Source organism: Rathayibacter sp. SW19 (assembly GCF_030866825.1).
GTDB lineage: Bacteria > Actinomycetota > Actinomycetes > Actinomycetales > Microbacteriaceae > Rathayibacter_A > Rathayibacter_A soli.
Window position 1 is genome coordinate 189,928 of the sequence record NZ_CP133020.1, and the last position, 25,170, is coordinate 215,097.

The window sequence follows — 25,170 nt, forward strand, 5'->3', positions numbered from 1 at the left end:
GAACGTTTTCGGTGGTTGATTGGCGAGGAAAAGATGGTGCATTCCCCGACTTCGTAAATGCCCTGATAGTCCGCGCCTTGTGCGCTGCGCAGGCATCAGCGATCCAATGATTCGGGTCAGTTGTGGCGGTGTGGTCGTAGGTATTCGCGTTTGGTGTACCAGCCGGGTGGGCTGAAGACGGGTTTGCCGCGAACCATTTTGACGGTGAATTCGCCGTGTTCGACAAGTCGATGATCGAACCAGCATTACAGACAGCCGTTGTCTACCTCTGTGGGTCCGCCCTCACTGTCCGGGATGACATGGTGGGCCTCAGCCAGGTACGCGGGGATCTTGCACCCCGGTTTGGCACAGGTCGGCCCGTCACGGGCGATCATCGCCTTGCGTTGCGACGGGGTGAAGAAGCGGGCCTTGGAGGACAGGTCGATTACCCGCCCACCACTGTCGACGGTGACCTGCTGGATGCCGCCGCCTGCCGCCTCGTCACCTGCTGCGCCCTCGCGGGCTATGCCGTCGGCGGCCTCGTGTGCGCCGTCTTCGGCCGCGGCCAGGAACGCGGGGGCCGTGCGGGGTGAGAGGAACGCGTCGAAGACCGGAACGATGATCGCTTCCTGCGCCGGGACCAGTGCCCCGTCGACGCCCAACATGCCGTCAGGTCGCCGGAAGAAGCGGATGCCGCGTTTGGCCATCATCCGGTCCTCACGCGGCTGAATACCGTCTTCATCCAACCGGTCCCGGAACAGTGCCGCCTGCCCGCGGATCAAATCCGCGCACACCGGCGGTGTGTCCTCGGTGCCGATCGCGTTGCCGACCAGGGTCGCCTCGGCCGCCTCGAGGGCCTGAACCGGGACCGTGCCCGGCAGCACTCTCAGGGTGCTGGTGATCGCGTCGGCGGCATCGATGCCGGTCACCCCACCGGCCAGACCCGCCTGCGTCGCCGGGAACAACGCTGGCAACGGCAACCCCACATCCGACACCCGGGCTGCCGCCTGGGCGGCGACCCGCACCCGTTGCCGCGCCGTACGCGAGGACACCCCGGTGACCCGCTCAATCAACTGCGCACCGGTGGCGCACCCGTGCCGGGCCGCCAACCCGTCGAACCCGGCCGTACGCGGAGGCGCCGGTGGGCGACCAGCAGTCGCGGGGCGCCCGCCCGCATCGGGCAGTAGATCCAGTCGGGCCAAAATGTTACAGATGCCCGCGAACCAGTGACATCTTGCCCCGACTCGACGAGTGATGCCGAGCGGGCGTGGGTGAGCAGATCAGGTCGAGCAGGTGAGGCCGAGCAAGCACCAACCGACGGCGCCCGTGACCACCGCGCGCGTCAGATGACGACGAGCTTGATCGTGGCGCCTCGCGCGTTGTCCGCGAGAGCCGTGTTGATGTCGGGCGCAGACTGTCGGAGGTCAAGCATCCGGGGTGCTGGAAGCAACGTCTTGAGCGGGGGTGCGGCATCCGTCAATCTCAGCGACGGCAATGTGCTCGCTGAGAAGACCTTCAGTCAGAAGTCCCCGATTCCGCCCCAGACGCTCAGCGCGACCCGCTGCAATAAGAAGGTCTTCGGATGAAAGGACCCCGCTACTCATGAGAACCCTCGTGATCATCCCCACCTACAACGAGCGCGACAATGTCGAGTGGATCGTCGGCCGGGTGCGCACGGCGGTGCCAACGGCATCCGTTCTGGTAGTCGACGACAACTCACCCGACGGCACGGGGGCACTGGCGGATGCGCTTGCCGCGACCGACACGCAGGTGCACGTGCTGCACCGCGCCGGCAAAGAGGGGCTCGGTGCCGCGTATCGCGACGGTATGCGCTGGGGTCTCGCCGCCGATTATGAAGCACTCGTCGAGATGGACGCGGACGGCTCCCATCAGCCAGAGCAACTTTCGCGGCTGCTCGACCAGCTGCAATTCGCGGACGTCGTCGTCGGCTCGCGCTGGGTCGAAGGCGGCGGTGTCGTCAACTGGCCGATCGAGCGCAAGGTGCTGTCGCGTGGCGGCAGCATGTATGCGCGGTTCGCGCTGGGGGTTCCCGTACGCGACGTCACAGGCGGCTATCGCGCATTCACAGCGGATGCGATCCGCCGGATCGATCTGGACGCGGTGCTGAGCCAGGGCTACTGCTTTCAGATCGACATGATCTGGCACGCAGCGGTGGCGGGCTTGAAGATCTCAGAAGTGCCGATCACTTTTATCGAGCGCGTGCACGGCAAGTCGAAGATGTCGAATGCGATCGTGGCCGAGGCGATGCTGCGCGTGACGGGCTGGGCAATCCGTTCGCTGCCGGAGCGCGTGCGTCGCTCGGCCGCCGCGCACAGTGTGAGCTCGCTGAGCTGAGCGCCCGGTTGCAGGGTGGCTGGCCGCGGCCATAACGTGGGCGGATGGTAGAGAAGGACTCTCGCGAGATCGCGGTGCTGCAACATTTTCTCGATGCCCAACGCTCCAGCGTGCTCGCGATCGTCGACGGTCTCGACGACGAGCAGCTTGCAACACAGGTGCTGCCTTCTGGCTGGACCCCGCTCGGCATGATCGAACACCTGGCCGACGCGGAACAGCACTGGTTTCAGGACGTGGCCTGCGGCGCGGTCTCGGAGTACGCCTGGCCCGACGTCGATGACGATCCTTGCGATCCGGATGCGCCGTTCACGACGCATCACTCCGCGGTCGCCGTGCTCGACTACTACCGCCGGCAGTGCGAACTCTCGAACGAGATCCTCGCCGCGACCCCTCTGGGGGCCGCGCTGAAAGGTACGCACAACCAGGAGTGGGAGGGCGAGGACATCAGCGATCTGCGCTGGGTTGCGCTGCACATGATTGAGGAGACCGCCCGGCACGCCGGTCATCTCGACGCGGCGCGCGAACTGCTCGACGGCACGGTCGGCCTCGGGCCGCGGTAGCGCAGCCGACATGATGCAGGTGCTGGGTCGTTCGGCAACCCGGCGGGGCGACCCGCGTAGGCTCGGAGGCACACGTCACCCAGGGAGCCGTCATGGACGAAATAAACCCGTACGAGCAGTTCGATTCCGTACCGTCATTCACGGTGAGAAGCACGGATATCGTGCATGGCGAGCCGATGCCTGCTGCGCATCGCGGTGCAGGCGCCGGCGGCGAGGATCTCTCTCCGCAGTTGAGTTGGTCGGGTTTTCCGCAAGCCACCCGGAGCTTCGCGGTCACCTGCTTCGATGCGGATGCTCCGACCGGCTCGGGCTTCTGGCATTGGGCTGCCTACAACATCCCCGCGTCCGTAACCTCACTTGACACGGGTGCAGGCGCTCTCGGAGGTGCACTTTCCTCTCGCGCGCGCACGCTCAAGAACGAGTATCGGCGCCGCGAGTTCGCCGGTGCTGAGCCGCCGGCGGGCACGGGAACACACCGCTACATCTTCGCTGTGCACGCCGTCGATGTCGAGCAACTCGAGCTCGACTCGGAATCGACGCCCGCCGTGCTCGGCTTCAACCTGCACTATCACACGCTGGCACGCGCCCTCCTGATCGCGACGGCCGCCTTCGACGACCCGAGCTGATCGGGATCCGGGCTGCGTAATTGCGGATCGGGCCGCGCGATTGAGCTCCCTCGGTATACCTGAACGCGATTTTTGCCGGTCTAACGTGATGGTTTTGGATGCTGGGTATACAACTGCGGGCCAATGCAGCGTAGACTGGACCGGTGCGTGCCAGCGACAAGGCCTACGAGGCGCTCCGGGAGGACATCCTTCGCTGGCGCCTGGCCCCGGGCACCGTTCTTGGCGAGTCTGAACAGTCGGCGCGACTGGGGATTTCGCGTACGCCGTTACGGGAGGCCATCACCCGGCTTGCGGCTGAGGGGCTCGTCGACACCGCCCATGGTCGCGCGGGGGTCGTCACGGCCGTCTCACCCGACAATCTGGTCGAATTGTTCGAACTGCGCGAAGCCTTGGAAACTCAGGCGAGCCGGTTGGCAGCACGCCGGCGCGGGCCACACGTCTTCGAGCAGCTCCTCTCCGACTTCGATGACGCGTCCGAGCGGCTTGGGCGGCAGGCTGCTGCTGTGTTTGGTGACGGACTGGCCGCCGATAGTCTGGCCGGCGATAGCCTGGCCGACGCTGGACTGGCTGACGCTGGACTGGCTGACGCTGCGCCCGCTTACGCTGCACCCGCCGACACTGCAAACGCCGACGCCGGGCACGACGACTACTACGCCCTGGTCGCGCGCCTCGATGCAGCGATCGACGATGCTGTAGCCAACTCCTACCTGTTGAATGCACTGCGAAGTCTGCGTGCTCATCTGGAGCGCGCGCGTCGCCTCGCGCACGACAATCCGAAGCGACTCGCCGAGTCCGCTGCAGAGCACAGACTCATTGTGCAGGCCATCGTTGATTCTGATGAGACGCTCGCAGCACAGGCCACCGCTGTACACCTGAAGAAAAGCCTCGATAACCTACTTCATTCGGTGCGTCGCAACGGCGCATCGATTGGCGCATCCGCTGGTTCGACCATCGCGCGCAGGCGCACGAAAGGAACACGATGAAGACCCACTACCTGCGGGTGCACCGCAGCGATGAGAACCTGAGCCGTGAGGGCCAACTGGCCTGGCAACTCGCCGAAGTCGCCGTCGACCCGGTTGAGGTGACCGACGAGGTCACCGAAATGGTGATCAACCGCGTCATCGACAACGCGGCGGTCGCAGCGGCGTCGTTGACGCGGCATCCGGTTGTGGCCGCACGATCGCAAGCGCTGGCGCATCCGGTATCGGTCGGGGGCAGCGGTTCCACTGTCTTCGGAACGGATGCCGCCCGCCGCGTCTCGCTCGAGTGGGCCGCCTGGGCGAACGGCGTGGCCGTACGCGAACTCGACTATCACGACACCTTCCTCGCAGCCGAGTACTCGCACCCGGGCGATAACATCCCGCCGATCACAGCCGTGGCGCAGCACGTCGCAAAAGAACGCGGTCTGACCGGACGTGACCTCGTGCGCGGAATCGCAACCGGGTACGAAGTGCAGATCGACCTCGCGAAAGCGATCAGCCTGCACGAGCACAAGATCGACCACGTCGCCCACCTCGGGCCGAGCGCAGCAGCGGGCATCGGAACGCTGCTGGGGCTGCCGACCGAAACGATCTTCCAGGCCATCGGTCAGGCGTTGCACACCACGACCGCGACCCGGCAGTCGCGCAAGGGGGAGATCTCGAGTTGGAAGGCATACGCACCAGCATTCGCCGGAAAGATGGCCATTGAGGCGGTCGACCGAGCAATGCGTGGAGAAACGAGCCCGACCCCGATCTGGGAGGGAGAAGACGGCGTCATCGCGTGGCTGCTCGACGGGCCGGACGGCTCGTACGAGGTGCCGCTGCCCGAGACCGGTGAGGCCAAGCGCGCAATCCTCGACAGTTACACGAAGGAGCACTCCGCCGAGTATCAGGCGCAGGCCTGGATCGACCTTGCCCGCAAACTGCACAACGACTATCCGCTGCTGTTCGACAAGCCGGAAAACGTCGCGAGCATCGTGCTGCACACCTCGCACCACACGCATTTCGTGATCGGCTCGGGTGCGAACGATCCGCAGAAGTACGATCCGACGGCGTCGCGCGAGACGCTCGATCACTCGATTCCGTACATTTTTACCGTCGCCCTGCAGGACGGCGTCTGGGATCACGTCGGTTCGTACGCGCCCGAGCGCGCCGCACGACCGGACACGGTCGAGCTGTGGCACAAAGTCAGCACCGAGGAAGACCCGGAGTGGACGCGCCGCTATCACTCGCTCGATCCTGCGGAGAAAGCGTTCGGCGGACGTGTCGAAATCACAATGGCTGACGGTTCGAAGTTGATCGACGAGATCGCGGTGGCGGATGCACATCCGCTCGGCGCTCGCCCGTTCGCGCGGGCGGATTACATCGCCAAGTTCCGCACGCTCGCGTCCGATGTGCTGGAGGAGCAGGAGATCGAGCGTTTCCTCGACTTCGCACAGCGTTTACCGTCGCTTGGCTCGGATGAGCTCGCTGGTTTGAGCTTCGCGGCACGTCACGGGGTGCTTGCGTCGGTCGAGAGTCCGAAGGGGTTGTTCTGATGTTGTATGCACAGACCCGTGTGGCGGCGAAGCGCGCCGCGTTCCGCGAACGGCTTGCCAGCGGGGAGTTGTTGCGGTTTCCGGGGGCGTTCAATCCGCTGTCGGCGCGCTTGATTCAGCGCAAAGGTTTTGACGGCGTTTACATCTCGGGGGCAGTCCTGTCTGCGGACCTCGGGCTGCCTGACATTGGCCTGACAACGCTGACGGAGGTCGCCGGTCGTTCCGCTCAGATTGCCCGGATGACCGATCTGCCCGCTCTGGTCGACGCGGACACCGGGTTCGGTGAGCCGATGAATGTTGCTCGAACCGTGCAGGAACTCGAGGATGCCGGCGTCGCCGGTCTGCACATTGAGGATCAGGTCAATCCCAAGCGGTGCGGTCACTTGGACGGAAAACAGGTGGTCGACGAGTCGACGGCGCTGAAGCGAATCCGTGCGGCCGCGGATGCTCGCCGCGACCCGAATCTGCTGATCATGGCGCGCACGGACATTCGCGCAGTTGACGGACTCAACGCGGCGATCACCCGCGCCAAGGCACTCGTAGATGCCGGGGCCGACGCGATCTTCCCCGAGGCCATGGCGACGCTTGAAGAGTTTGCGGCAGTGCGGGCAGCCGTCGACGTGCCGATCCTTGCGAACATGACGGAGTTCGGTAAGAGCGAGTTGTTCACGACTGCGCAACTTGCCGACATTGGCGTCAATATTGTGATCTGGCCGGTTTCGTTGTTGCGGATGGCGATAGGTGCGGCTGAGCGCGCTCTCGACACGCTGAACTCTGAGGGTGCGCTGACGTCTCAGTTGGGCCAGATGCAGCATCGGTCCGATTTGTATGACCTGATCGATTATGAGGGCTACAACCACTTCGATACGTCGGTCTTCAACTTCACTGTTTCAAAGTGACTGTCTCAAAGTGGCAGTCTCACAGTGACAGTCTCGACCTGACTGTCTCAACCTGACAGTTTCGACGTGACTGTGTAGCGGTGACTGTGGAGCGGCGATCGTTGCAGGTGGTGGATGTCGGCCGGCCGTCGCGCATGGGTGTTGTTGCGAGTGTAGCTCCAGCGCCGCGCATCTCGCCTGCGTCGGTCAGCTCGCCTTCTTCTGTCCGCTCTGCCACCACGCGGCCTTACTTCGGAGTCGGATCGGCGCACGCGGATCGCCTTCTGGCGGGTGCAGCCAGAACACCGTGCCCTCTCGCCGAATGCGCCAATGCTCGTTGTGCAAAAGCATATGGTGATAACGGCATAGCAAAATGCCCGCATTGATATCTGTTGCGCCGTGGTGTTCAAACCAGTGGTCAATGTGATGCGCCTCAGAATATGAGGGCGGTCTGTCGCAGTCGGGATGCATGCATCCGCCGTCTCGGATGGCCATCGCCACCCGCTGTTTGGCCGTGAACAACCGTTGCTCTCGACCGACATCGAGCGGATTTCCTTCACTATCGACGGTAATCCGCCGGGCGCCGGTGTCGCAGAGCAGGTGCTCTAGCGTCGCCGGGGCAACAGCCTCGCCGGTTTCCTCGAAGAATCCGGTACCGGTGAGGTTGCCGTGTGCGTCGCGCTTGTTCAATTCTTCCTGTGTGACGACGACGCGTACTCCCGCTTGGCGAGAACCGAATACGGCCGTCGGATCCGCGAGTGCTCCAGTGCGCAACGTTCCGATGATCAGATCGAAGACGAGTTGATCGTTGGTGCGCGGATCGTTCTTCAAAGCTTCTGCCTGTTCGGCTTCGGCCTTGTCGATGAATCGCGGTCCACCCCTTCGAGGACGCATGCCAGAGGAGACGATGGTATCGAACCATTCGCCGGACTCGTCATCGCACTCTAGCCACACGGTTCGCGCGCCGGTCGCGTTGCGACCCAGTCGTGCCTTTCTGTCATCGAAGTGGCGTTGTGCGCGTTGAGCGACGCCGACGGGATCGAGTTGATCCCGCAGCCACCGCGCGCGCTTGCTCAACTCGTCGGCGTGGATGTTCTCGGCATCCGACAGCAGTGTGAGCGCGGCTTCGCGGAGCATCTCGGCGCCGCAGTCTTCGGTCGGCTGGCCCAGCCCGCGCAGGAGCGCTGAGGCGCCGTCCGGGCTGAGGCGATGTTCGGCCACAGCACGAGTGATCGGCTCGAACCAAGGCAACTCGGGCGAGGCCGACGCAGCTGGTTCACTCGGCGCCTCGGGCGAATCCTCATCAGTACCAGTGCCTGCGGTGACATTCGCCGGCGAATCGACGACAGGATCGGTTTCGAGCAGTCGCGCCGCGGCATCCGATTCGCGCATCGCCTCGCCAAGATGCACCTGGCGCCACGCTTCCGAGCGGGTCGAGCCGGTGACAAATCGCACCAAGTTAGTGGTGGTGCGGTGACCGGTGCGTGCTGCGAGGCCGTTGTAGCCAAGCTCTCGTTCAGATCGTTTCGCGACCACGCCCGCGCCCGCAGCGATGATTGCATCTGCTTCCGCTCGCAATGCGGCAGCATCGGCGAGCAAGGTGAGCAGGTCGTCATCGTCGAAGCGTGACACGACGGTCGGAAGCGACGGCGGCGCATCCATCGGCGAATCTTCGCAGGCAGCAAGGGAGTTTGCCACGCGCTCGGCGGCCTCCCGAACCTGTTGCGATGTCGATATCATGAGACCATTCTAACACGAAATCGAAGATAAAAGCTAATGAAGATATACCACTGGCTAGTCAAATCCGAAGAAATATTCTATAAATATCGAAAGGGGTGAGTTTTGGAGCGATTGGTTGTTGTGCGTTGTCGGAGGTTGGTTTTACGGTCTAGGGAACCGGACTAGCTGTCGTGCGCTGAATCTCCATTCGGCCCCGAGCCTGACGCGCACATCCAATGGACGAAAGCGAGGCGGACGTGGCGAAGTTGATCTACACGGGCATCACATCGCTCGACGGCTACATTGCCGATGAGAACGGAGCGTTCGATTGGAGTGCGCCGGACGAAGAGGTTCACAAATTCGTGAACGACCTCGAGCGACCAATCGGCACCTACTTGTTCGGCAGACGGCTCTATGAGGTCATGGTCTACTGGGAGACCGTCGACACGGCAAGCATGCCGCCGTTCATCAGGGACTATGCCGAGCTGTGGCGCGCCGCCGAAAAGATCGTGTACTCGAGCACACTGCAAACCGTGTCGAGTGAGAGGACGCGGCTCGAGCGCACGTTCGATCCCTCCGCCGTGCAAGCCCTCAAGGATGCCTCTTCTCGCGACCTTTCGATCGGAGGTCCGCACGTGGCTGTGCACGCACTGCGTGCAGGGCTCGTCGATGAGATTCGAACAATCGTTTCGCCTGTGACCGTCGGCGGTGGCACGCGATTCATCCCCGATCACATCAGGCTCGAGCTCGAGTTGTTAGACGAGCATCGCTTCGGGAACGGTGTTGTTCACCTCGCGTATCGCGTCAGGCACTGATTGTCTGTAACAGATAGATGGGAGCGCGTGCGGCAATGAACCTCCGGCGCGAATGAAAGGTTGTCCGGCACTTGTGGTCCGGGACTTGCGGTCCGGTACTTGCGGTCCGGCACTGATGAGAGCGAGTCCGGCACGGATGGGAGCAGACGGATGACAGAACGCAATCGCGTAACGCCGCTCGGCGATGTCGTCGCGATACCGCTGCGCGGTGCGTGGACGGGCAATCGCGGGCGCATCCATTCGGGGCATGAGATCGTGCGATTCCACGCGAGTGACCTGTGGATCACGTGTGTGCTCGAGTTTCGCGGACGCTGGAATCAGCAGTGGCAGCCGACTCACTACACGTATCTGTTCTTCCACGACGAGGCGGTCTCATTCGCAGCGGGGCATCGACCGTGTGCCGAGTGCCGCCGTGCCGACTATCAGGCCTACCGAACCGCATGGGCGAATGGGCTCGGCGTCGCGGCGCCGACCGCGACCGAAATGAACCGCCAATTGCACGCAGAGCGGATCGTGCGCGGCACGCACCGCAGACGCATCCACTCGCTGCCATGGGACGACCTGCCGGATGGCACATTCACGCTCGTCGAGGATGCGCCGCACCTCGTTCTCGGTGACGAATTGGTGGAGTGGACCCACAACGGCTACGCCGCGCACCGCACTCGACCCGCGCGCGGAGCGGCCAACGTCATCACGCCCCCGTCGACCGTCGCCGCGTTGAGGGCAGGCTATCCGGTGCAGATCGACCTGAGTGCACGCGGCTGACCCGCAACCACCGGCCCCGGATGCGATGTGCCCATTTTTTGCTGTTTCAAGTCCGCCTTACATAAGGCGGATTTGAAACAGCGACAACGGGCATTCATTTCCCGCGGGCGCGGGTTGCTTTGTTCGACGAGCACGGACGGGTAGTGGGCTCCCGGGCCCCGATAGGCTCGCTCGCCGTTCCTCGCCGTTCCTCGCCGTTCCCGGCCGTTCCCCGCCGTTCCCGGCCGCTCAGAGTCGCTGACCGCCGGATGCCTCGATGCGCTGCGCGGTCATCCATCCCGTCGCTTCACCGAGGAGCGCGGCGACGACGCCACCGATGTCATCCGCTTCGCCGACACGACCGCGCGCCGTTACCGACGACAATGCAGCACGTGCAGCGTCGCTGTCTCGCACCATTCCGCCCCCGAAATCTGTTGCCGTGGCCCCTGGAGCGATCGCATTCACCGAGATTCTGCGCGGGCCGAGCTCTTCGGCGAGATACCGCGTGTACACCTCGACGGCACCCTTCGCGGCGGCGTACATCGACAAACCCTGACCATAGAACCGGGTCAGCCCGGTTGACACGTTCAGGATGCGCCCACCGTCGACGATGAGCGGAACGAGGCTCTGCGTCAGCAGCACGACGCCCTTGAAATGCACGGCCATCAACCGATCGATCGCGTCGGCTGTTGCGGCGCCGGGCGGCGTCGGCAGCGCGAATCCGGCGTTGTTGACGAGGATGTCGAAATCAGCACGACCCCAGCCGGCCGTCAAGGCCTCACCGAGTTCTGCGGTGAACCGGTCGAAGTCCGCGAATGCCGTCGTGTCCAGTCGGAGAGCGAATGCGCTCCGCCCCAGCGCCGTGATCGAATCGACCACATCGGCTGCTTCTTGGGCATTCGACCGGTAGGTCAGCACGATGTCGACGCCGCTGCGCGCCAAAGCGATGGCGGATGCTCGGCCAAGGCCTCGATTGCCTCCCGTAATAAGTGCGATTCTTTGCGTTGTCATGTCATTTCCTCCTGGTGATTCCGTCCGTGCGGTTTCGTCGGGCCGACAGTCGACGTTTGCGATGTCTCGGGCGGCCCGCCCACGAATGAACGATGCCGCGATCCGGCTGCCGCATTCAGGCCGCGGTTATCCACGGATCTGTTATCCACGGATTGGCGCTCCCTTGTTCGACCCGGGTCGGTGCGAAAGGATGGGCGGGTGGATCGAGAACAACTGGCGGATTTTCTGCGCAAGCGGCGCGAAGCGCTGCAGCCCGAAGACGTCGGGCTGAGCCGAGGGCCGCGCCGGCGCACAAGCGGCCTTCGCCGCGAGGAAGTCGCGTCGCTGTCAGGGATGTCCACCGACTATTACAGTCGCCTCGAACAGCGCCGCGGGCCACAGCCATCCGAACAGATGGTTGCGGCGATCGCCCGCGGCCTCCATCTCACCCGCGATGAGCGCGACCACCTCTTCCGGCTCGCCGGTCACCCCGCTCCGGCGCGCGTCGGCATGTCGGACCACGTCTCACCCGGGATGCTGCGCATCTTCGACCGACTCACAGACACACCGGCTCTCGTGATCAACGACATCGGCGAGACGCTATTGCAAACACCGCTCGCGATCGCGCTGCTCGGCGATCAGCGCGGGTACACGGGTCTGAACCGCAGCACCGTCTACCGATGGTTCATGGATGCCTCCTCCCGCAGCATCTATCCGGAGACCGATCATCCATTGCGCGCCAGGACGTTTGTCGCCGACCTGCGCGCCGCCTATTCTCGAGCCGGCAGTCGATCGAGAGTCGGCGACATCGTGAACGAGCTACTGCGCGTCAGCCCGGAGTTCTCAGTGATCTGGAGTCAGCACGAAGTCGCGGTGAAGGGCACGCAGGTCAAGCGAATCCAGCACCAAGAACTTGGCATTCTCGAACTGAGCTGCCAGACACTGAGCGATCCGGACCAAGGGCTGTTTCTGCTCGTCTTCACGGCGACCCCGGGCAGCGAAAGCGCCCAGAAGCTGCAGCTTCTCGCCGTCATCGGGTCCCAAACCTGGGACGGCGCGCGCCCTCGCACCTGACCTCGCACCTCACGGCACCTGACGGCGCACGACGGCGCGCGGAGCGGCGCGCCGAGCGGCACGCCGAGCCGTGCGGCGACACGGTGTCCCGGGCGGGCCCGGCACCCGGATAGCGACACGCGCTTCCGAGATGCAATACTCGACTGCAGGCATCCGCCCGGTTTTCACGCAGCCGAGCGCAGGTTAGACAGACGGACAAACGATGGACATACAAACGCGAAGGAGCGCCCGATGAGCGAGAGCGAAGCACCGCAGATCCGCAAAGGATTGGCTGGCGTCGTCGTCGATTCGACCGCGATCTCAAGCGTCAACCCCGAAACGAATTCGCTGCTGTATCGCGGGTACCCCGTGCAGGAGCTCGCGGCGAACTGCACGTTCGCACAGGTGGCTTACCTTCTCTGGCACGGTGAATTGCCGACGGATGTCGAACTGGCCGAGTTCGAACTCCTCGAGCACAGCCAGCGCGCGCTCGCGGCCAATGTGCGGCGCATCATCGACGAGCTGCCGACATCAGCCCACCCGATGGACGTCGTGCGCACCGCCGTCAGCGTGATCGGGGCGAACGATCCGGATGCTGAGAAGAACGACGAGGAGCACAACCTGCGCAAGTCTGTGCACCTCTTTGCGCAGCTGCCGGCGATCGTTGCATACGACCAGCGCCGCCGCCACGGACTCGACCTCGTGGAGCCGCGCGACGACCTGGACTACGCGCACAACTTCTTGTGGATGACCTTTGGTGAGAAGGCCGATGATGTCGTCGCCGATGTGTTCCGGGTCTCGCTCATCTTGTATGCGGAGCACTCGTTCAACGCCTCTACGTTCACCGCGCGCGTGATCGCCTCGACTCTGAGCGACCTGTATTCGGCCGTGACCGGCGCGGTCGGCGCGTTGAAGGGAGCCCTGCATGGCGGCGCGAACGAGGCTGTGATGCACGCGTTCGACGAGATCGGCGCCGCAGACCGAGTGGGCGCGTGGCTCGACGATGCACTCGAGCACAAGCGCAAGATCATGGGCTTCGGGCACCGGGTGTACAAGAACGGTGACTCCCGGGTGCCGACGATGAAGGCATCCCTCGACAAGCTCGTCGAACACTATGACCGCCCCGACTTGCTTGCCCTCTACACCGCATTGGAGCGCGGGATGGCTGAGCGCAAGAACATCAAGCCGAATCTCGACTACCCGAGCGGCCCGGTCTACAACCTGATCGGATTCGACACCGCAACGTTCACACCGCTGTTCGCGGCCGCCCGGGTGACCGGGTGGACCGCACACATCATGGAGCAGTACGCCGCGAATGCACTCATTCGCCCGCTGTCCGCCTACAACGGTCCAGCCGAGCGTCACTTGTCGTAGCGGCCCCCTCGTAGCCTGACCTTCGTGATCGCGGGCGAGTGCGCCCAAACGCACGCGGGCGCCACCTTTTCACGATCCATAACGACCGTTTGGACGCACTCGACAAGATGAACCGGCGTTCGCGCGGCCGACTGTAGGACCCCCACAGCGCCGATGCCGCACACCGTTCGGCTCGCTAGCATTGCCGGGTGCACATGCTCTTTCGAACGATTCTCCACGGCTTCATTTCGCGCTTCGGCCGCCGGCTCGGCCACTTTGACGTCGCACGTACCCGGTTTCGGGTGATGCCGACCGACCTCGACATTCTCCGGCACATGAACAACGGCGTGTACCTGTCGATCTTCGACATCGGCCGGTTCGACATGCTGACCCGCAGCGGCATCTGGGCGATCTTCAAAGAACGCGGCTGGTACCCGGTCGTCGTCAGTGAAACGATCAGCTTTCGCAAGTCGCTGACACTCTGGCAACGGTTCACCGTCGAGTCGCGCATCGTCGGCTTCGACGCCAAAGCCGTGTATGTCGAGCAGCGCGCCGTCGTGGGCGGAGAGATCTACGCACAGGCCGTCATTCGCGGGCGCTTCCTGAGCCGCAAGGGCGGCACCGTGCCAATGCCCGACCTGCTCGCCGCAGTCGGCAGCGATCCGGCCCACCTCGAACTGCCGGCCTGGCTTGCCCAGTGGGGAGCGGATGCCGCGCTGCCGCCGACTCGCGCCGCCGCGCCGAGCATCTGGCAGTAGCGTGCCCCTTCTCGAGCAGGCGGCACGCGACAACGCGGAATGGTGCGAGGCGCTGGTGCGCAGTCACGGCATCCGTTCGCGCTTCACTGCGGATGCCTGGATCGCCGCGTCGCGTACGCCGCCGACGTATCCGGATGCCGTCACGCTCCGACGATCAGCCAGCCGAGAGCTGCTGACCGGCATCGACGCGTCGGACGGATGCTCCGTGAAGGACAGTTTCGCGGCCCTCGACCTCAGCGGCGACGGCTTCGACGTGCTGCTCGACGCCCGGTGGATCTATCGCGCACCCGCTCGGGAGCATGCGGAGAGCGGGCGGCACGCCCACCGCGAAGCCGGTCCCATCGAGGGCCTGTCGTGGAGCGTGCTCGAGCGGCACGACCTGCACGCATGGGCCACGCTGCATCCGCAAGGCGCCGTCTTCCGACAGTCACTGCTGACCGAACCCGGGATCGTGCTGCTGCGCGCCGACGCTGCCGGTGCGCTCGCTGCCGGCGCCGTGCTCAGCCATACGGGTGCCATCGTCGGCGTCAGCAATGTGGTCGCGACGCAGGGGTTTGCGACAGAGTCGGTCTGGCCTGGCATCGTGGACCAGGTCTCGCGCCTGTTCCCGGGTCTGGGACTGGTCGGTTACGAATCGGGCGCGGACCTCATCGCACCGCTCGGCGCCGGCTTCAGCGAGCTCGGTGATCTGCGAGTCTGGGTTCGTTAGGGGCCAGCGGCCGAGTGCGCCGCGTCGGCCTGTCGGGGTCTCGATACGCGCGCTCGCTGCGCTCGCGGGCTACTCGGCCGGCGAAGCGGGACCGAATGCAAAGACGCCGTTCGGGTCGTATTCGGATCGCACGGCACGCAATCGGTCGTGGATCTCGACCGGCCAGGACGATGCGAACACGTCGGGCTCGCTTGTGTCGCCGCGGAAGTTCACATTCGTCACCTCGGCCAGCCACGGCGCCACCGCGGAGGTGAACGAGGCGGCGACCTCCGGGGCTGCGGCAAACCTGCTCGGGTCCAGTGCGATCAGGCTCAGCAGCAGGCCGCCGCCGCGACCGCCGACGGCACTCGGCACATCGGCGTCCACAGTCGTGCGCCCTCCCAACTGTCGGAGCTCCGCAGACAGAAACGGCGAATTGGAGTCCGGGCCGAGATGCTCCAGCAAATCGGTGACAAGCTCCTGATCGATCCCGGACAGTGTCGCGGCGTATTCCCAACCGGGTCCACCCTCCTCCGGGTCGTTGTGAATCATGCCGACATCGCGTGGTGCCATGGCGTCGACATTGTCGATGTAGACGGGCGCGGCATCGCGGAGCGGCGCGATCAGTCGTTCGCCCTCAGCTGCCACGCCCGGGAACGCGAAACGCAAGCCGAGCAGATCCCGCCCGCGCAGCGGCGCAGGAATGAACTCGAGCTCGGGCATCTTCAGCAGCGCGACGGATGTCGTGACGTTCGCCGGCGCATCCGTCAGCCACTCAGTCCACACCCGCAGCGCTGCCTCGATGTTCTCAGCGCCGTCGAAGATCAGACTGCCCGCATAGAGGTCGGGCAGTGGCACCAGTTCCAAGGTCATCTGCGTGACGACACCGAGACCGCCCTTGCCGCCCCGCAACGCCCAGAACAGGTCTGGGTTCGTGGTTGCGTCGGCGATGACGATGTCACCGGCGGCCGTCACCACACGGAAGGCGCGTACCCAGTCCGACGTGAACCCGTGGCTGCGCGCCAGCGGGCCGAGCCCGCCGCCGAGCGTGTAGCCGACGGCGCCGACCGTCACGGATGAGCCCGTGATCGGCGCAAGACCGAACGGAGCGGCCGCTTCGATCACCGGCTTCCAGCGCACCCCGGCGCCAATCGCGGCCAGGCGTTTCTTCTGGTCCACCAGCACCGTGTCGAGCCGGCTGGTCGAGATGACCATTCCGCCCTCGAACGGAGCGGAGGCGCCGTGCCCGGTCGCGTGGATGTGCACCGGGAGACCGTGGGTGGCGGCGAAGCGCACCGCATGCGCGACGTCGGCCTCCGATGCGACGCCGACGACGACATCCGGATCGTGAGTAATAGCGGTATTGAAGGCTGCGATCTCGGAGGCGAGGCCGTCGTCGCCGCGAACGAAGACGGGGCCCGCGACAGCTGTGCGCAGGGTGGCAATGGGAAGTGACGCAATGGACGCGGGGGATAGAGCGGTCGAATTTGTCATGGTGAGACCTTACGGGGCGCCTCCGACACTCGGCAACGACCGAAAGGCTGATTCAGGGTAGATCTCAGGGCTGACCCTGGTGGAGGTGGCGGGCGGAGTCGGTGCGCTCACGTAAGCTTCGGTGCCATGGACGTGCAACTGGCGGATGCGACGGAGGTCGTGCCCGCACCCGAGGCCGCGTCACGTGACTCTGCGCCGCTGCGCTGCAGTTACACGCCGCGCGAACCGGTCGAGCTGCGACTCACGCTCGGCATCCTTGGCCGCGGACCGCACGACCCGACGTCCAGGTGGGACGCCGCCGGCCTCTGGCGCACCTTGCTCGCACCGACCGGACCCGCGACCCTGCGCTTGACCCAGACGCGCGCTGGAGTTGACGCGATCGCGTGGGGGGCTGGGGCGCCGTGGGCGCTGCACTGCCTGCCCGAGCTGCTCGGCGCATCCGATGATTGGAGCGCGCTCGACGTGTCGATGCACCCTCTTTTGGCAGAGGCCCGGCGGCGCACCGAAGGGCTGCGACTGCCGCGCACGCGGCGGGTGTTCGAGGCTCTTGCGCCCGCCATCATCGAGCAGAAGGTCACCAGTCTGGAGGCGTATCGCTCGTGGGTGAGGCTGCTGCGCGCGCACGGCACGGTAGCCCCGGGGCCCGCACCCGCCGACATGAGGGTAGTTCCAAGCGCGGAGGCCTGGCGGCGCATCCCGTCGTGGGAGTGGCATCGGGCCGGCGTCGATCCGCAGCGTTCGCGAACTCTGGTGAGCGCTGCGCGCGTTGCAGCCGGTCTGGAGCGCACGGCCGACCGCGTCGACGGCGCGCCGCTGCCCGGTGCGATTGTCGCGGCGCGCCTGTGCTCGGTCAACGGCATTGGTGTGTGGACCGCGGCCGAGACCGCGCAGCGTGCGCACGGCGATCCGGATGCCGTCAGCGTCGGCGACTATCACCTCGCGTCGATCGTCGGCTACGCTCTCACCGGCAGCGCGACCGACGACGACGGAATGCTCGAATTACTCGCACCGTGGGAAGGCCAGCGACAGCGCGTGGTGCGGCTCATCGGAGCCAGCGGAGTCATGCCGCCGCGACACGGTCCGCGCGCGGCGATAACCGATCATCGGTGGCATTGAGGCTGCCTCACAAGCACCCCCGCGACCCTCAGCGAACCCTTAGGATGGGGCAATGAGTTCGAAGAGCAAGCAAACATCTCGATCCGAAAGCGGCAGCGGCCCACTGCACGAAAAGCAAGGCGTCTGGGGCATGCTTGCTGGTACGATCACAGCCGTCGTCATCGCCTTCCCGCTCTCAGCCAGCCTGTCGTTTGCGACACATCCGGCCACCCAAACTCTGTTCGGCGGCCGATTGGCCGACGCATCACGGGGCGGCTTCCTCGCCTTTTGGTGGATTCTGTCGCTGCTGCTCGCGGCGCTCCCGTTCTTCGTCGGATTCGGTGTCGCAAGACTGTCCGCGAAGACCATTGGCGCGGTCGGCGGCATCATCGTTCTGCTGGTGATCGCGTTGCTCATTCTCGGGCCGCTGTTCACGTTCTAAAGAACGGCTGCCCACGTTCTAGCGAACTGCCGCTCGCATCGGCACTTGAACGTCTGCGCCGCCCTCCTCGGTGATGCGCCCACCCATCTGCGCGATCGTCGGTGCCTGGATGAAACCGCCGGCGAAGAGCGCCTGACCCTGGTGGAACTCTGGGGATCGTTCGAACAACTCCTCAGGCACAAATCCGAACACGTCGGCGAGTTCGGCAAGGTCGCGCGGTGCATTCATGCGCATCAGGCACAGGTTGTCGCACTGCGACAGCACGTTCGGGTGGATCTTGGTCGGCCGCTGCGTCGAAAGCAGCAGCCACAACCCGAACTTTCGACCCTCGGCGGCGATCTGAACGAGCAGCTCTGTGACCGCTCGCTCGACCCGCGTGGTCGGGTTCGGCGGGCAGAGGTTGTGGGCTTCGTCGATCACGATGAGCAGAGGTCGTCGCTTTTCGCGGTTGGCCCACAGATGCTCCAGCACACTGAGCGCAGCAACCTTGGGCTCGGCAGGGTGCGAGAAGCCGCCGAGGTCGAGAACCGTGGCGCGCGGCCGCTCATCGATGGTGTCCGTAACGGAATCGCCACCTCGTGACCAGAGTTCCCAGTCGAGCACCTGGAGGTTCTCGACCCGCGTGGCGAGACGCTGCTTTCCGGGATCGCCGGAATCACGCAGCGTCGCGAGAAAGTTCGAGCCGTCGAACCGCAACACATCGACGTCGGCATGGAGGAGAACGTTGTACTCATCTGCATCCGCGATCGGGTCGAGCTGAAGAACGGCTGCCTTTGAGGCGGCCGACAAATCGATGAATCGCGTGCGCAGCTGCGGCGCATCCTTACTGGTCGAGTGAAAAACCCGGATATCAGATTCGGTGAAGGCCCCAGCAGCATCCGCATTCGCGCTGCGGCGCGGGCGATTCATACGTGTGAAGTCTGCGTTCGGATCAAAGATGAGCAGGGGAAGTTCTGTCTGGAGTATCAACTGCTCAAGCACGACCCCCAAAGCGTAGGTCTTGCCCGAGCCGCTCTGGCCGCACCAGAAGGTGTGCCGGTTGAACCGCTCGGCCGAGAGTGTTACATCGACGCCGACGTCGTCACTGTCGGTGCCGACTATCAGATTCACCATCGTGGTGCCCTTTCGGTTGTGCTGCGCTTATGCTCGATCCGGCTCGCTCGATCCGGCTTACTCGATCCGGCTAACTCGATCCGGCTAACTCAGTCCGGGTCGCTCGGGTCGATCGGTGCGTGGTGGTCGAGATTCGTGATGCCGCGCCGCCAATAGCCCTCAACGGTCAACTGATCATGGTCGAGGCCGAGTGTGCGCCGCAGATGACGTCGAACCGGCACCAGGGTCGTCGCCTCGCCGGCCGCCCAGACATAGGTGTCGCTATCGATCGGGCCGAGCGAACGCACCGACTCCTCCAACTGACCTGAGCCGTCTTCGCGATAAGTCCACTCGATGGATGCGCGCGCTCGCTGCGCGTCGGTCAGATAGTGCTCTGTGTCCTCGTTGGCCACGTCCAGGATGGCCGTGATCCGCGTGGTCGCCGGTAGAAGCTCGAGCCAGCGCGAGAAAGCGGGCAGTGCGGTCTCGTCGGCGATGAGCACGGCGTGAGCGGCGTCATCCGGCGCGAGGCGCGAACCGCGCGGTCCCGCAATCGCCAACGGATCACCAACGGATGCCGCGGCCGCCCAAGCCGATGCCGGCCCGCCGTCTGCCGTTTCCGCCTCCGCGCGACTACCGGGCGCCCCATGCAGCACGAAGTCGACGTCGAGTTCCGCGGGCACACCGTCGGCGGCCGCACGGAATGCTCGCGGCGTGTAGTCACGCGAGATGACGATGCCGTCTGTGGGCCGGTGCACGCCGTCGGCGCTGATGGACGGTGCCGTCACGATCCCGGTCGCCGGGTCGGGAAAGAAGACTTTGACGTGATCGCTCGGGCCGAGGCTGGCAAACCCGTCGAGGCCGTCAGCGCCAGCCAGCTCGGCGCCGTCGGCCTGCTGGGCGCCGCCCTGCCCGGTGCCGCCCAGCGTGATCCTGACCATGCTCGGCGTCAGTTCGCGCCGCGCGAGCACCCGAAGGTGCCGCACGGTCAATTCGTGTCGAACGTGTTCGCGCTTCATGTCACGCCTCCTCACGGGCCTCGTCAAAGGCCGCCCTGTTCGCTTCAATTGTGCCGCCGTGAACGCTCGTCCGCGCGGCCAGCCCGAGCACGGGCTCGATGAGAGTATGTCCGAGCGGGGTGAGTTCGTACTCGACGCGCGGCGGGGACTCGGGAAAGCTGGTTCGAGAGGCGAGGCCGTCTCGCTCGAGTTGCCTGAGGGTGAGGGTGAGCATCCGTTGGGAGATGCCGCGCACGCGGTGCTGCAGCGCGGTGAACCGCAAGGGGCCAGCCTGCAGCACACCGACGACGAGCAGTGCGCGGCCGCCCCGCAATCGCGCTATCAATCCCGTGGCCGGGCGCCGAGCGCTGTGTACAACTCGGCCTGCGTGGAGCGCATCGAGTCATACTCCGTCGCGTAAACGTGTGCGGACTTCACGATCATCGTCAGTCGGCCGACCGGAGCGTCCACGGCTCGAGCGACTTCGCACTGCAGGGCAGCCAGCTCCACCAAATTCCCGTAGCCCTTGGTGCCGAAGTCGATGCTGTGACAGTAGGCGATGAGTTCCAGTGAGCCATCGGGCAGCCAGAAGTCGAGCATGCTCACACACGGGACGTAGCTGGTATCGGTGAGCGGTTCGAAGGTGCTGATCGTCGCGGATCGGGATGCCGCATCCGACCGGAGCCGATCGATGACCCAGGCGACCTGGTCGCGGCCGGTTCGACCGTAGTCATGCAAGCGGCTCGCGTAGCTGGCGGCGTCGCCGAGTTCCGAAACCAACGAGTGATCGGTGAAGTTCGCGTGCATCCACGCCAGTCGCTCCGGGTCCGCAAGCTCCGCGATAATGGCATCATTCGGGTCCGGCTCGGCAACCTCGATGGTGACCTGCTCGAGCTCTCGGATCGGCAGCGCGTCGTAGTGTGTCTCTCTACCGTGCTCGAGAATGCGTGCCGCGGCGGCGAGCCACGCTTCACCGAGGCTCTCTTCATCGATCAGGATGCCGCGGGTTCGAGCAGTCATCACCCAATTCTACTTTTCTGCCCGACCGCGGGCTGTCAGTCGCTCTCCAGCACGGCCATCGCCGCATTGTGACCGCCGAGACCGCTGACCGCGCCGCCGCGCCGCGCACCTGACCCGCACACCAAGATCTGCGGATGCCGCGTCGCGACCCCCCAGCGCTCGGCCGGCGTGCGCAACTCGGCATCGTCCTCCACGAACGGCCAGGACAGCGGGCCGTGGAAGATGTTGCCTCCGGGCATCCGGAGCGCGTTTTCGATGTCGAGCGTCGTCTTAGTCTCGATGCACGCCGCGCCATGTGCATCCGTCAGCAGTAGATCCTCGATCGGCTCGGCGAGCACTGAGTTCAGCGACGTCAGTACCGCGGCTTGCAACCTGCGTCGCATCTCGTCGTTGTTCTCGGCGGTCAGCCAGCGATGCGGCGTGTGCAGGCCGAACACGGTGAGTGTGTGGGCTCCGGATGCAGCGAGCTCCGGGTCGAGGATCGTCGAGTCGGCCAGCGTGTGGCAGTAGATCTCGCAGGGCAAGGGATCGGGGATGATGCCGAGTTCAGCATCCCTGTGTGCCTTTTCGAGCTGGTGGTAGCCCTCATTGATATGGAATGTGCCGCCGAACGCCGCTGCCGGGTCAACGGATGCATCGCGCAGCCTCGGCAGGCGCCTCACCGCCAGATTCACCTTGACCTGGGCGCCCTCCGGTGTTTCGTCGGTCGAGTCGCGAGCGCCAAAGACGGTGGTCGAGTAGCGAGTGCCAAAGACGGTGGTCGAGTCGCGAGCATTAAAGACGGTGGTCGAGTAGCGAGCGTCAGCGAGCGTATCGAGACCCGTATCGAGACCCGTATCGAGACCCGTATCGAGACCCGTATCGAGATCCGGCACGGTGGTCTCGGGGAGTGTTGGTCTCGATACGCGTGCTCGTTCCTCGCTCGCTACTCGACCAGCGGGTGTCAACAGTTGTTCCAACTGATACGGTGCGACGTTCGCGAGCACCCAGGCACCGACAACCACCCGTTCGTGCTCACCACGCCGGTAGTACACCTCGCCGGTCGGCGAGACGCTCGTGACCTCGGCGCGCGTGACGATGCGGGCGCCGGCATCTCGCGCTGCCCGGGCGAGCTCGGTCGTGACCGCGCCCATGCCGCCGATCGGCACGTCCCAGCGGCCGGTGCCGCCGCCGATCAGGTGATAGAGGAAGCAACGATTCTGGTCGAGCGACTGGTCGCCGGCACGTGCGAACGTGCCGATCAGGGCATCCGTCAACACGACACCGCGCACGAGGTCATCGGCAAGCTGGCTCTCGATGATCTCGCCGATCGGCCGCTCGATCATGGCCTGCCAAACAGCATCATCCGCGACGAGCGTGTGCGCCTCGCTGCGAGTCAGCAGCGGCTCCGTCAGCGTCGGCCACAGCGCTCGCGTGAGCCGGGCGCAATGCTCGTAGAACAGAGAGAACGGGCCGGCATCCGCGCCTGCCCCGATCTGAGTGAACGATTCCGCGGTCGCCGCGGCGTTCTCGTTGTCGATGAGCAGGCCGCGGCCATCCGCATCGCCTGGCACTGGCGTGTACGAAGAGTAGCGCCGCCGAGCCAGGCGGATGTCCAGGCCCAGGTCGTCGATGATACGCTGCGGCAGCAGGCTGACCAGATACGAGTATCGGGACAGCCACGCCTCGACCCCGTCGAACAGCTGCGCGCTGACCGCGGCGCCGCCGACGGCATCCAGTCGCTCGAGAACAATCACGCTCTTGCCGGCCTTCGCCAGGTAGGCAGCCGCCGTCAGCCCGTTGTGCCCGCCGCCGACGATCACGACATCGTGGGTGGGACTTACTGGCGCCTGCGCATCCGTCATGGCAGGAGCCTACGCGGCGCAGGCGCAAGGCTTCTGCTTTCTGGCGGGCGGATGCGGCGATCTCTTGCGCAAAACCCCGAGAAAGTGCGCGAGGTGAGCGCATATCCTCGGAATATGAGCCAGCAGTCACCGAAACGGATGCACGAAGTATCGGGCGAGACAACGGCGCTGGTCGATCTGGTGCTCGACTATTCGCGGCGTCGCATCCTCAGCAGCGACACGCAGCTCGACAAACCACTCTCGGAAGGCGAGTTGAGGCAGCAGGCATCGGGCTCGATCTGCGAAGACGGCCTCGGTGCCGAGCGCGCCCTCGCCCTCTTCGAAAACGTGCTGGCGCCCGCGTGCATCACCACGGATCATCCGCAATATCTGTCGTTCATTCCGACCGCGCCGACCAAGGCAGCCACAGCCTTCGACCTCGTGGTCTCGGCAAGTGCGCTCTATGCGGGCTCCTGGCTGGAAGGCTCCGGCGCTGTGTTCGCCGAGAACGAGGTGCTTGCCTGGTTGGCGCGTGAGTTCGGGCTGCCCGCCACTGCCGGCGGGGTCTTCGTTCAGGGTGGCACGCTGGGCAACCTCTCCGCCCTGGTCGCGGCACGTGATCACGCGCGATCGCAGCGGGAGAGTGTCGGCGCGAAGCTGCCCGCGCGCTGGAAGATCGTCTGCAGCGCCGAGGCGCACTCGTCGATCGCGTCGGCGGCGCGGGTGATGGATGTCGACGTTGTGCCGGTGTCCCCGTCGGCGGGCGGAATGCTGAGCGGTGACAACGTGCAGGCAGCGCTCGAGGAGGGCGGAGCATCCATCTTCGCGGTCGTCGCGACAGCAGGATCGACGAACTTCGGAATCGTCGACGACATCGCTTCGATCGCAGCCTTGAAAGGCGACTTCGACTTCTGGCTGCACGTGGATGGTGCGTACGGGCTCACCGGGATGCTCTCGCCGTTGGTTCGGCACCGTTTCGCCGGTGTCGAACACGCCGACTCGGTGATCGTCGACCCGCATAAATGGCTGTTCGCACCCTTTGACGCCTGCGCGCTCATCTACCGCGACCCTGAGGCGGGCCGCCACGCCCACACGCAGCACGCCGAATATCTGGACACCCTCACCGACGCGGCCGAATGGAGCCCGTCGGACTACGCGGTGCAACTGACGCGCCGGGCGCGCGGGCTTCCGCTCTGGTTCTCGCTCGCAACCTATGGCGAGAACGCGTACCGCCAGGCGATCGGTGCGTCGATCTCGCTCGCACAGGACATCGCGAGGGAGATCGAGTCGCGAGAGGGCTTTCGTCTCGTGCGCCCGCCGCAACTGTCTGTGGTGGTGTTCGAACGCGACGGCTGGACGCGCGACGACTATGCCGCTTGGTCCGCGCGGCTCCTTGCGGAGCAACTCGCGTTCGTCACCCCGAGCTCACATCAGGGCCGGCCGAACACCCGGTTCGCCATCGTGAACCCGATGACGACATTCGAGCAGCTCACCGGCATCCTCGACACGATGATGTGAGCGGCGCGCTGCACGCGCACCGCACATACGTCGCAAACGACAGTCGACTCGTCACCCGTTTGGGTGTGAATTCACCGATTTAGGCGTGTCGCTGCCGTAAAACCGTGAAATGGCACCACCAAGCCAATATCCTTCGGGCTTACAGTATTCTTCCTGAAAGGACACCATGTTCGAGCTCCACGTGCTCACCGGCCTGATCGCCACCCAGACGACAGCGTTCAACCCGACGGCGTCGATCATCGGCGGGCTGCTCGGGTGGATCATTTCGATCATTGCCCTGTGGCCTGTTTTCACCAAGGCCGGCCGTCCTGGCTGGGGCGCGATCATTCCCATCTACAACATCTATCTGCTGGTCAAGATCGCCGGATACCACGGCGCGCTGGTCATTTTGTACTTCATTCCGATTGCGAACATCGTCATGGCGATCATCGTTGCGCTCGGCGTCGGCCGTGCATTCGGCAGGGGCGGGGCGTTCAGCTTCTTCATGCTGTGGCTGCTGTCGATCATCGGCTACCTCATCGTCGGCTTTGGCGGTTCGCAGTACATCGGCGACGGGGGCGATGCATCCAAGCGGGTGGCTCGCGCCTGATCCAGCGCGCTGCGGCGCCGTCACTCGCCCTCACGCTGGGTGATCCACGGCGCCGTAGCGCAA

26 protein-coding genes are annotated in these 25,170 nt (G+C 65.0%); 17 read left to right on the plus strand and 9 right to left on the minus strand.

Annotation, left to right across the window (positions count from 1 at the left end):
• Positions 1 to 245 precede the first annotated feature (245 nt).
• A complete protein-coding gene (locus QU604_RS00935; protein ID WP_308466921.1) occupies positions 246 to 1,181 on the minus strand; it encodes an HNH endonuclease signature motif containing protein in 936 nt (311 codons plus the stop codon).
• A gap of 252 nt (positions 1,182 to 1,433) precedes the next feature.
• Here QU604_RS00935 and QU604_RS00940 point away from each other — a divergent pair, with 252 nt between their 5' ends.
• The 7 genes from QU604_RS00940 (at position 1,434) to prpB (ending at position 6,937) form a co-directional block, all read left to right on the plus strand.
• A complete protein-coding gene (locus QU604_RS00940) occupies positions 1,434 to 1,565 on the plus strand; it encodes a hypothetical protein (RefSeq protein ID WP_308466922.1) in 132 nt (43 codons plus the stop codon).
• A 16-nt stretch (positions 1,566 to 1,581) separates the two neighbouring features.
• On the plus strand, positions 1,582 to 2,334 hold the full coding sequence (locus tag QU604_RS00945) for a polyprenol monophosphomannose synthase (RefSeq protein WP_308466923.1): 753 nt from the start codon (positions 1,582 to 1,584) through the stop codon (positions 2,332 to 2,334).
• Between the two features lie 44 nt (positions 2,335 to 2,378).
• Positions 2,379 to 2,894, plus strand: coding sequence for a DinB family protein (locus QU604_RS00950; protein ID WP_308466924.1), 516 nt, complete (start codon positions 2,379 to 2,381; stop codon positions 2,892 to 2,894).
• A gap of 92 nt (positions 2,895 to 2,986) precedes the next feature.
• Complete coding sequence (locus QU604_RS00955) at positions 2,987 to 3,520, plus strand: YbhB/YbcL family Raf kinase inhibitor-like protein (RefSeq protein WP_308466925.1); 534 nt, start codon at positions 2,987 to 2,989, stop codon at positions 3,518 to 3,520.
• 143 nt (positions 3,521 to 3,663) lie between these two features.
• Positions 3,664 to 4,503, plus strand: a complete 840-nt coding sequence (locus QU604_RS00960) for a GntR family transcriptional regulator (RefSeq protein WP_308466926.1) — start codon at positions 3,664 to 3,666, stop codon at positions 4,501 to 4,503.
• Positions 4,500 to 6,038: an MmgE/PrpD family protein gene (locus QU604_RS00965; RefSeq protein WP_308466927.1), complete on the plus strand. Its 1,539-nt coding sequence runs from the start codon at positions 4,500 to 4,502 to the stop codon at positions 6,036 to 6,038. Before QU604_RS00960 ends, QU604_RS00965 begins: the two co-directional genes overlap by 4 nt.
• Complete coding sequence (prpB, locus tag QU604_RS00970) at positions 6,038 to 6,937, plus strand: methylisocitrate lyase (protein WP_308466928.1); 900 nt, start codon at positions 6,038 to 6,040, stop codon at positions 6,935 to 6,937. Before QU604_RS00965 ends, prpB begins: the two co-directional genes overlap by 1 nt.
• A gap of 186 nt (positions 6,938 to 7,123) precedes the next feature.
• Here the strand turns inward: prpB and QU604_RS00975 are convergent, their stop codons facing one another.
• Complete coding sequence (locus tag QU604_RS00975) at positions 7,124 to 8,656, minus strand: HNH endonuclease signature motif containing protein (RefSeq protein ID WP_308466929.1); 1,533 nt, start codon at positions 8,654 to 8,656, stop codon at positions 7,124 to 7,126.
• A 236-nt stretch (positions 8,657 to 8,892) separates the two neighbouring features.
• On the opposite strand from QU604_RS00975, the gene QU604_RS00980 reads away from it, so the two are divergent.
• Entirely contained in the window at positions 8,893 to 9,450 is a 558-nt protein-coding gene (locus tag QU604_RS00980) for a dihydrofolate reductase family protein (RefSeq protein ID WP_308469011.1), read from the plus strand.
• A 150-nt stretch (positions 9,451 to 9,600) separates the two neighbouring features.
• Positions 9,601 to 10,215 carry a hypothetical protein gene (locus QU604_RS00985; protein WP_308466930.1) on the plus strand — a complete coding sequence of 205 codons (615 nt, stop codon included), beginning with the start codon at positions 9,601 to 9,603 and terminating at the stop codon, positions 10,213 to 10,215.
• A gap of 228 nt (positions 10,216 to 10,443) precedes the next feature.
• Here the strand turns inward: QU604_RS00985 and QU604_RS00990 are convergent, their stop codons facing one another.
• Positions 10,444 to 11,205: an SDR family NAD(P)-dependent oxidoreductase gene (locus QU604_RS00990; RefSeq protein WP_308466931.1), complete on the minus strand. Its 762-nt coding sequence runs from the start codon at positions 11,203 to 11,205 to the stop codon at positions 10,444 to 10,446.
• Between the two features lie 198 nt (positions 11,206 to 11,403).
• On the opposite strand from QU604_RS00990, the gene QU604_RS00995 reads away from it, so the two are divergent.
• From QU604_RS00995 to QU604_RS01010, 4 genes are all read left to right on the plus strand, one after another.
• Positions 11,404 to 12,258 (plus strand): helix-turn-helix transcriptional regulator, encoded by an 855-nt coding sequence (locus tag QU604_RS00995; RefSeq protein ID WP_308466932.1) that lies wholly within the window; start codon positions 11,404 to 11,406, stop codon positions 12,256 to 12,258.
• Positions 12,259 to 12,489: 231 nt separating this feature from the next.
• Positions 12,490 to 13,611 (plus strand): bifunctional 2-methylcitrate synthase/citrate synthase, encoded by a 1,122-nt coding sequence (locus tag QU604_RS01000; protein ID WP_308466933.1) that lies wholly within the window; start codon positions 12,490 to 12,492, stop codon positions 13,609 to 13,611.
• A gap of 188 nt (positions 13,612 to 13,799) precedes the next feature.
• Positions 13,800 to 14,348 carry an acyl-CoA thioesterase gene (locus QU604_RS01005; protein WP_308466934.1) on the plus strand — a complete coding sequence of 183 codons (549 nt, stop codon included), beginning with the start codon at positions 13,800 to 13,802 and terminating at the stop codon, positions 14,346 to 14,348.
• 1 nt (position 14,349) lies between these two features.
• Positions 14,350 to 15,057: a hypothetical protein gene (locus QU604_RS01010; protein WP_308466935.1), complete on the plus strand. Its 708-nt coding sequence runs from the start codon at positions 14,350 to 14,352 to the stop codon at positions 15,055 to 15,057.
• A 69-nt stretch (positions 15,058 to 15,126) separates the two neighbouring features.
• Here QU604_RS01010 and QU604_RS01015 read toward each other — a convergent pair whose 3' ends face one another.
• Positions 15,127 to 16,530 (minus strand): FAD-binding oxidoreductase, encoded by a 1,404-nt coding sequence (locus QU604_RS01015; protein ID WP_308466936.1) that lies wholly within the window; start codon positions 16,528 to 16,530, stop codon positions 15,127 to 15,129.
• A 126-nt stretch (positions 16,531 to 16,656) separates the two neighbouring features.
• Between QU604_RS01015 and QU604_RS01020 the strand changes: the two genes are divergently transcribed.
• Both QU604_RS01020 and QU604_RS01025 read left to right on the plus strand, forming a co-directional pair.
• The gene (locus QU604_RS01020) at positions 16,657 to 17,646 is read left to right on the plus strand and encodes a DNA-3-methyladenine glycosylase family protein (RefSeq protein ID WP_409349988.1); all 990 of its coding nucleotides are present in this window, start codon (positions 16,657 to 16,659) and stop codon (positions 17,644 to 17,646) included.
• A gap of 52 nt (positions 17,647 to 17,698) precedes the next feature.
• Positions 17,699 to 18,067, plus strand: coding sequence for a hypothetical protein (locus tag QU604_RS01025; protein ID WP_308466937.1), 369 nt, complete (start codon positions 17,699 to 17,701; stop codon positions 18,065 to 18,067).
• An 18-nt stretch (positions 18,068 to 18,085) separates the two neighbouring features.
• On the opposite strand, the gene QU604_RS01030 is transcribed toward QU604_RS01025, so the two are convergent.
• The 5 genes from QU604_RS01030 to QU604_RS01050 form a co-directional block, all read right to left on the minus strand.
• Entirely contained in the window at positions 18,086 to 19,180 is a 1,095-nt protein-coding gene (locus tag QU604_RS01030) for an ATP-binding protein (RefSeq protein ID WP_308466938.1), read from the minus strand.
• Between the two features lie 89 nt (positions 19,181 to 19,269).
• Positions 19,270 to 20,178, minus strand: coding sequence for a siderophore-interacting protein (locus tag QU604_RS01035; RefSeq protein WP_308466939.1), 909 nt, complete (start codon positions 20,176 to 20,178; stop codon positions 19,270 to 19,272).
• 1 nt (position 20,179) lies between these two features.
• The gene (locus QU604_RS01040) at positions 20,180 to 20,491 is read right to left on the minus strand and encodes a winged helix-turn-helix transcriptional regulator (protein WP_308466940.1); all 312 of its coding nucleotides are present in this window, start codon (positions 20,489 to 20,491) and stop codon (positions 20,180 to 20,182) included.
• An 8-nt stretch (positions 20,492 to 20,499) separates the two neighbouring features.
• A complete protein-coding gene (locus QU604_RS01045) occupies positions 20,500 to 21,177 on the minus strand; it encodes a thymidylate synthase (protein ID WP_308466941.1) in 678 nt (225 codons plus the stop codon).
• A 35-nt stretch (positions 21,178 to 21,212) separates the two neighbouring features.
• Positions 21,213 to 23,021 carry a phytoene desaturase family protein gene (locus QU604_RS01050; protein WP_308466942.1) on the minus strand — a complete coding sequence of 603 codons (1,809 nt, stop codon included), beginning with the start codon at positions 23,019 to 23,021 and terminating at the stop codon, positions 21,213 to 21,215.
• A 114-nt stretch (positions 23,022 to 23,135) separates the two neighbouring features.
• Between QU604_RS01050 and QU604_RS01055 the strand changes: the two genes are divergently transcribed.
• Positions 23,136 to 24,518: a pyridoxal phosphate-dependent decarboxylase family protein gene (locus tag QU604_RS01055; RefSeq protein ID WP_308466943.1), complete on the plus strand. Its 1,383-nt coding sequence runs from the start codon at positions 23,136 to 23,138 to the stop codon at positions 24,516 to 24,518.
• Between the two features lie 166 nt (positions 24,519 to 24,684).
• Positions 24,685 to 25,107, plus strand: coding sequence for a DUF5684 domain-containing protein (locus QU604_RS01060; protein WP_308466944.1), 423 nt, complete (start codon positions 24,685 to 24,687; stop codon positions 25,105 to 25,107).
• Positions 25,108 to 25,170 lie beyond the last annotated feature (63 nt).

Excerpts from the sequence above, each read along its gene's own strand:
- QU604_RS00990 (WP_308466931.1), bottom strand. The coding sequence starts at position 11,205 with ATGACAACGCAAAGAATCGCACTTATTACGGGAGGCAATCGAGGCCTT.
- QU604_RS01030 (WP_308466938.1), bottom strand. The coding sequence starts at position 19,180 with ATGGTGAATCTGATAGTCGGCACCGACAGTGACGACGTCGGCGTCGAT.
- QU604_RS00945 (WP_308466923.1), top strand. The coding sequence starts at position 1,582 with ATGAGAACCCTCGTGATCATCCCCACCTACAACGAGCGCGACAATGTC.
- QU604_RS01000 (WP_308466933.1), top strand. The coding sequence starts at position 12,490 with ATGAGCGAGAGCGAAGCACCGCAGATCCGCAAAGGATTGGCTGGCGTC.
- QU604_RS01050 (WP_308466942.1), bottom strand. The coding sequence starts at position 23,021 with ATGACGGATGCGCAGGCGCCAGTAAGTCCCACCCACGATGTCGTGATC.
- QU604_RS00955 (WP_308466925.1), top strand. The coding sequence starts at position 2,987 with ATGGACGAAATAAACCCGTACGAGCAGTTCGATTCCGTACCGTCATTC.
- QU604_RS01060 (WP_308466944.1), top strand. The coding sequence starts at position 24,685 with ATGTTCGAGCTCCACGTGCTCACCGGCCTGATCGCCACCCAGACGACA.
- QU604_RS00975 (WP_308466929.1), bottom strand. The coding sequence starts at position 8,656 with ATGATATCGACATCGCAACAGGTTCGGGAGGCCGCCGAGCGCGTGGCA.
- QU604_RS00965 (WP_308466927.1), top strand. The coding sequence starts at position 4,500 with ATGAAGACCCACTACCTGCGGGTGCACCGCAGCGATGAGAACCTGAGC.
- QU604_RS01020 (WP_409349988.1), top strand. The coding sequence starts at position 16,657 with ATGGACGTGCAACTGGCGGATGCGACGGAGGTCGTGCCCGCACCCGAG.
- QU604_RS01025 (WP_308466937.1), top strand. The coding sequence starts at position 17,699 with ATGAGTTCGAAGAGCAAGCAAACATCTCGATCCGAAAGCGGCAGCGGC.
- QU604_RS01035 (WP_308466939.1), bottom strand. The coding sequence starts at position 20,178 with ATGAAGCGCGAACACGTTCGACACGAATTGACCGTGCGGCACCTTCGG.
- QU604_RS01055 (WP_308466943.1), top strand. The coding sequence starts at position 23,136 with ATGAGCCAGCAGTCACCGAAACGGATGCACGAAGTATCGGGCGAGACA.
- QU604_RS00950 (WP_308466924.1), top strand. The coding sequence starts at position 2,379 with ATGGTAGAGAAGGACTCTCGCGAGATCGCGGTGCTGCAACATTTTCTC.
- QU604_RS01015 (WP_308466936.1), bottom strand. The coding sequence starts at position 16,530 with ATGACAAATTCGACCGCTCTATCCCCCGCGTCCATTGCGTCACTTCCC.
- QU604_RS01045 (WP_308466941.1), bottom strand. The coding sequence starts at position 21,177 with ATGACTGCTCGAACCCGCGGCATCCTGATCGATGAAGAGAGCCTCGGT.
- prpB (WP_308466928.1), top strand. The coding sequence starts at position 6,038 with ATGTTGTATGCACAGACCCGTGTGGCGGCGAAGCGCGCCGCGTTCCGC.
- QU604_RS00985 (WP_308466930.1), top strand. The coding sequence starts at position 9,601 with ATGACAGAACGCAATCGCGTAACGCCGCTCGGCGATGTCGTCGCGATA.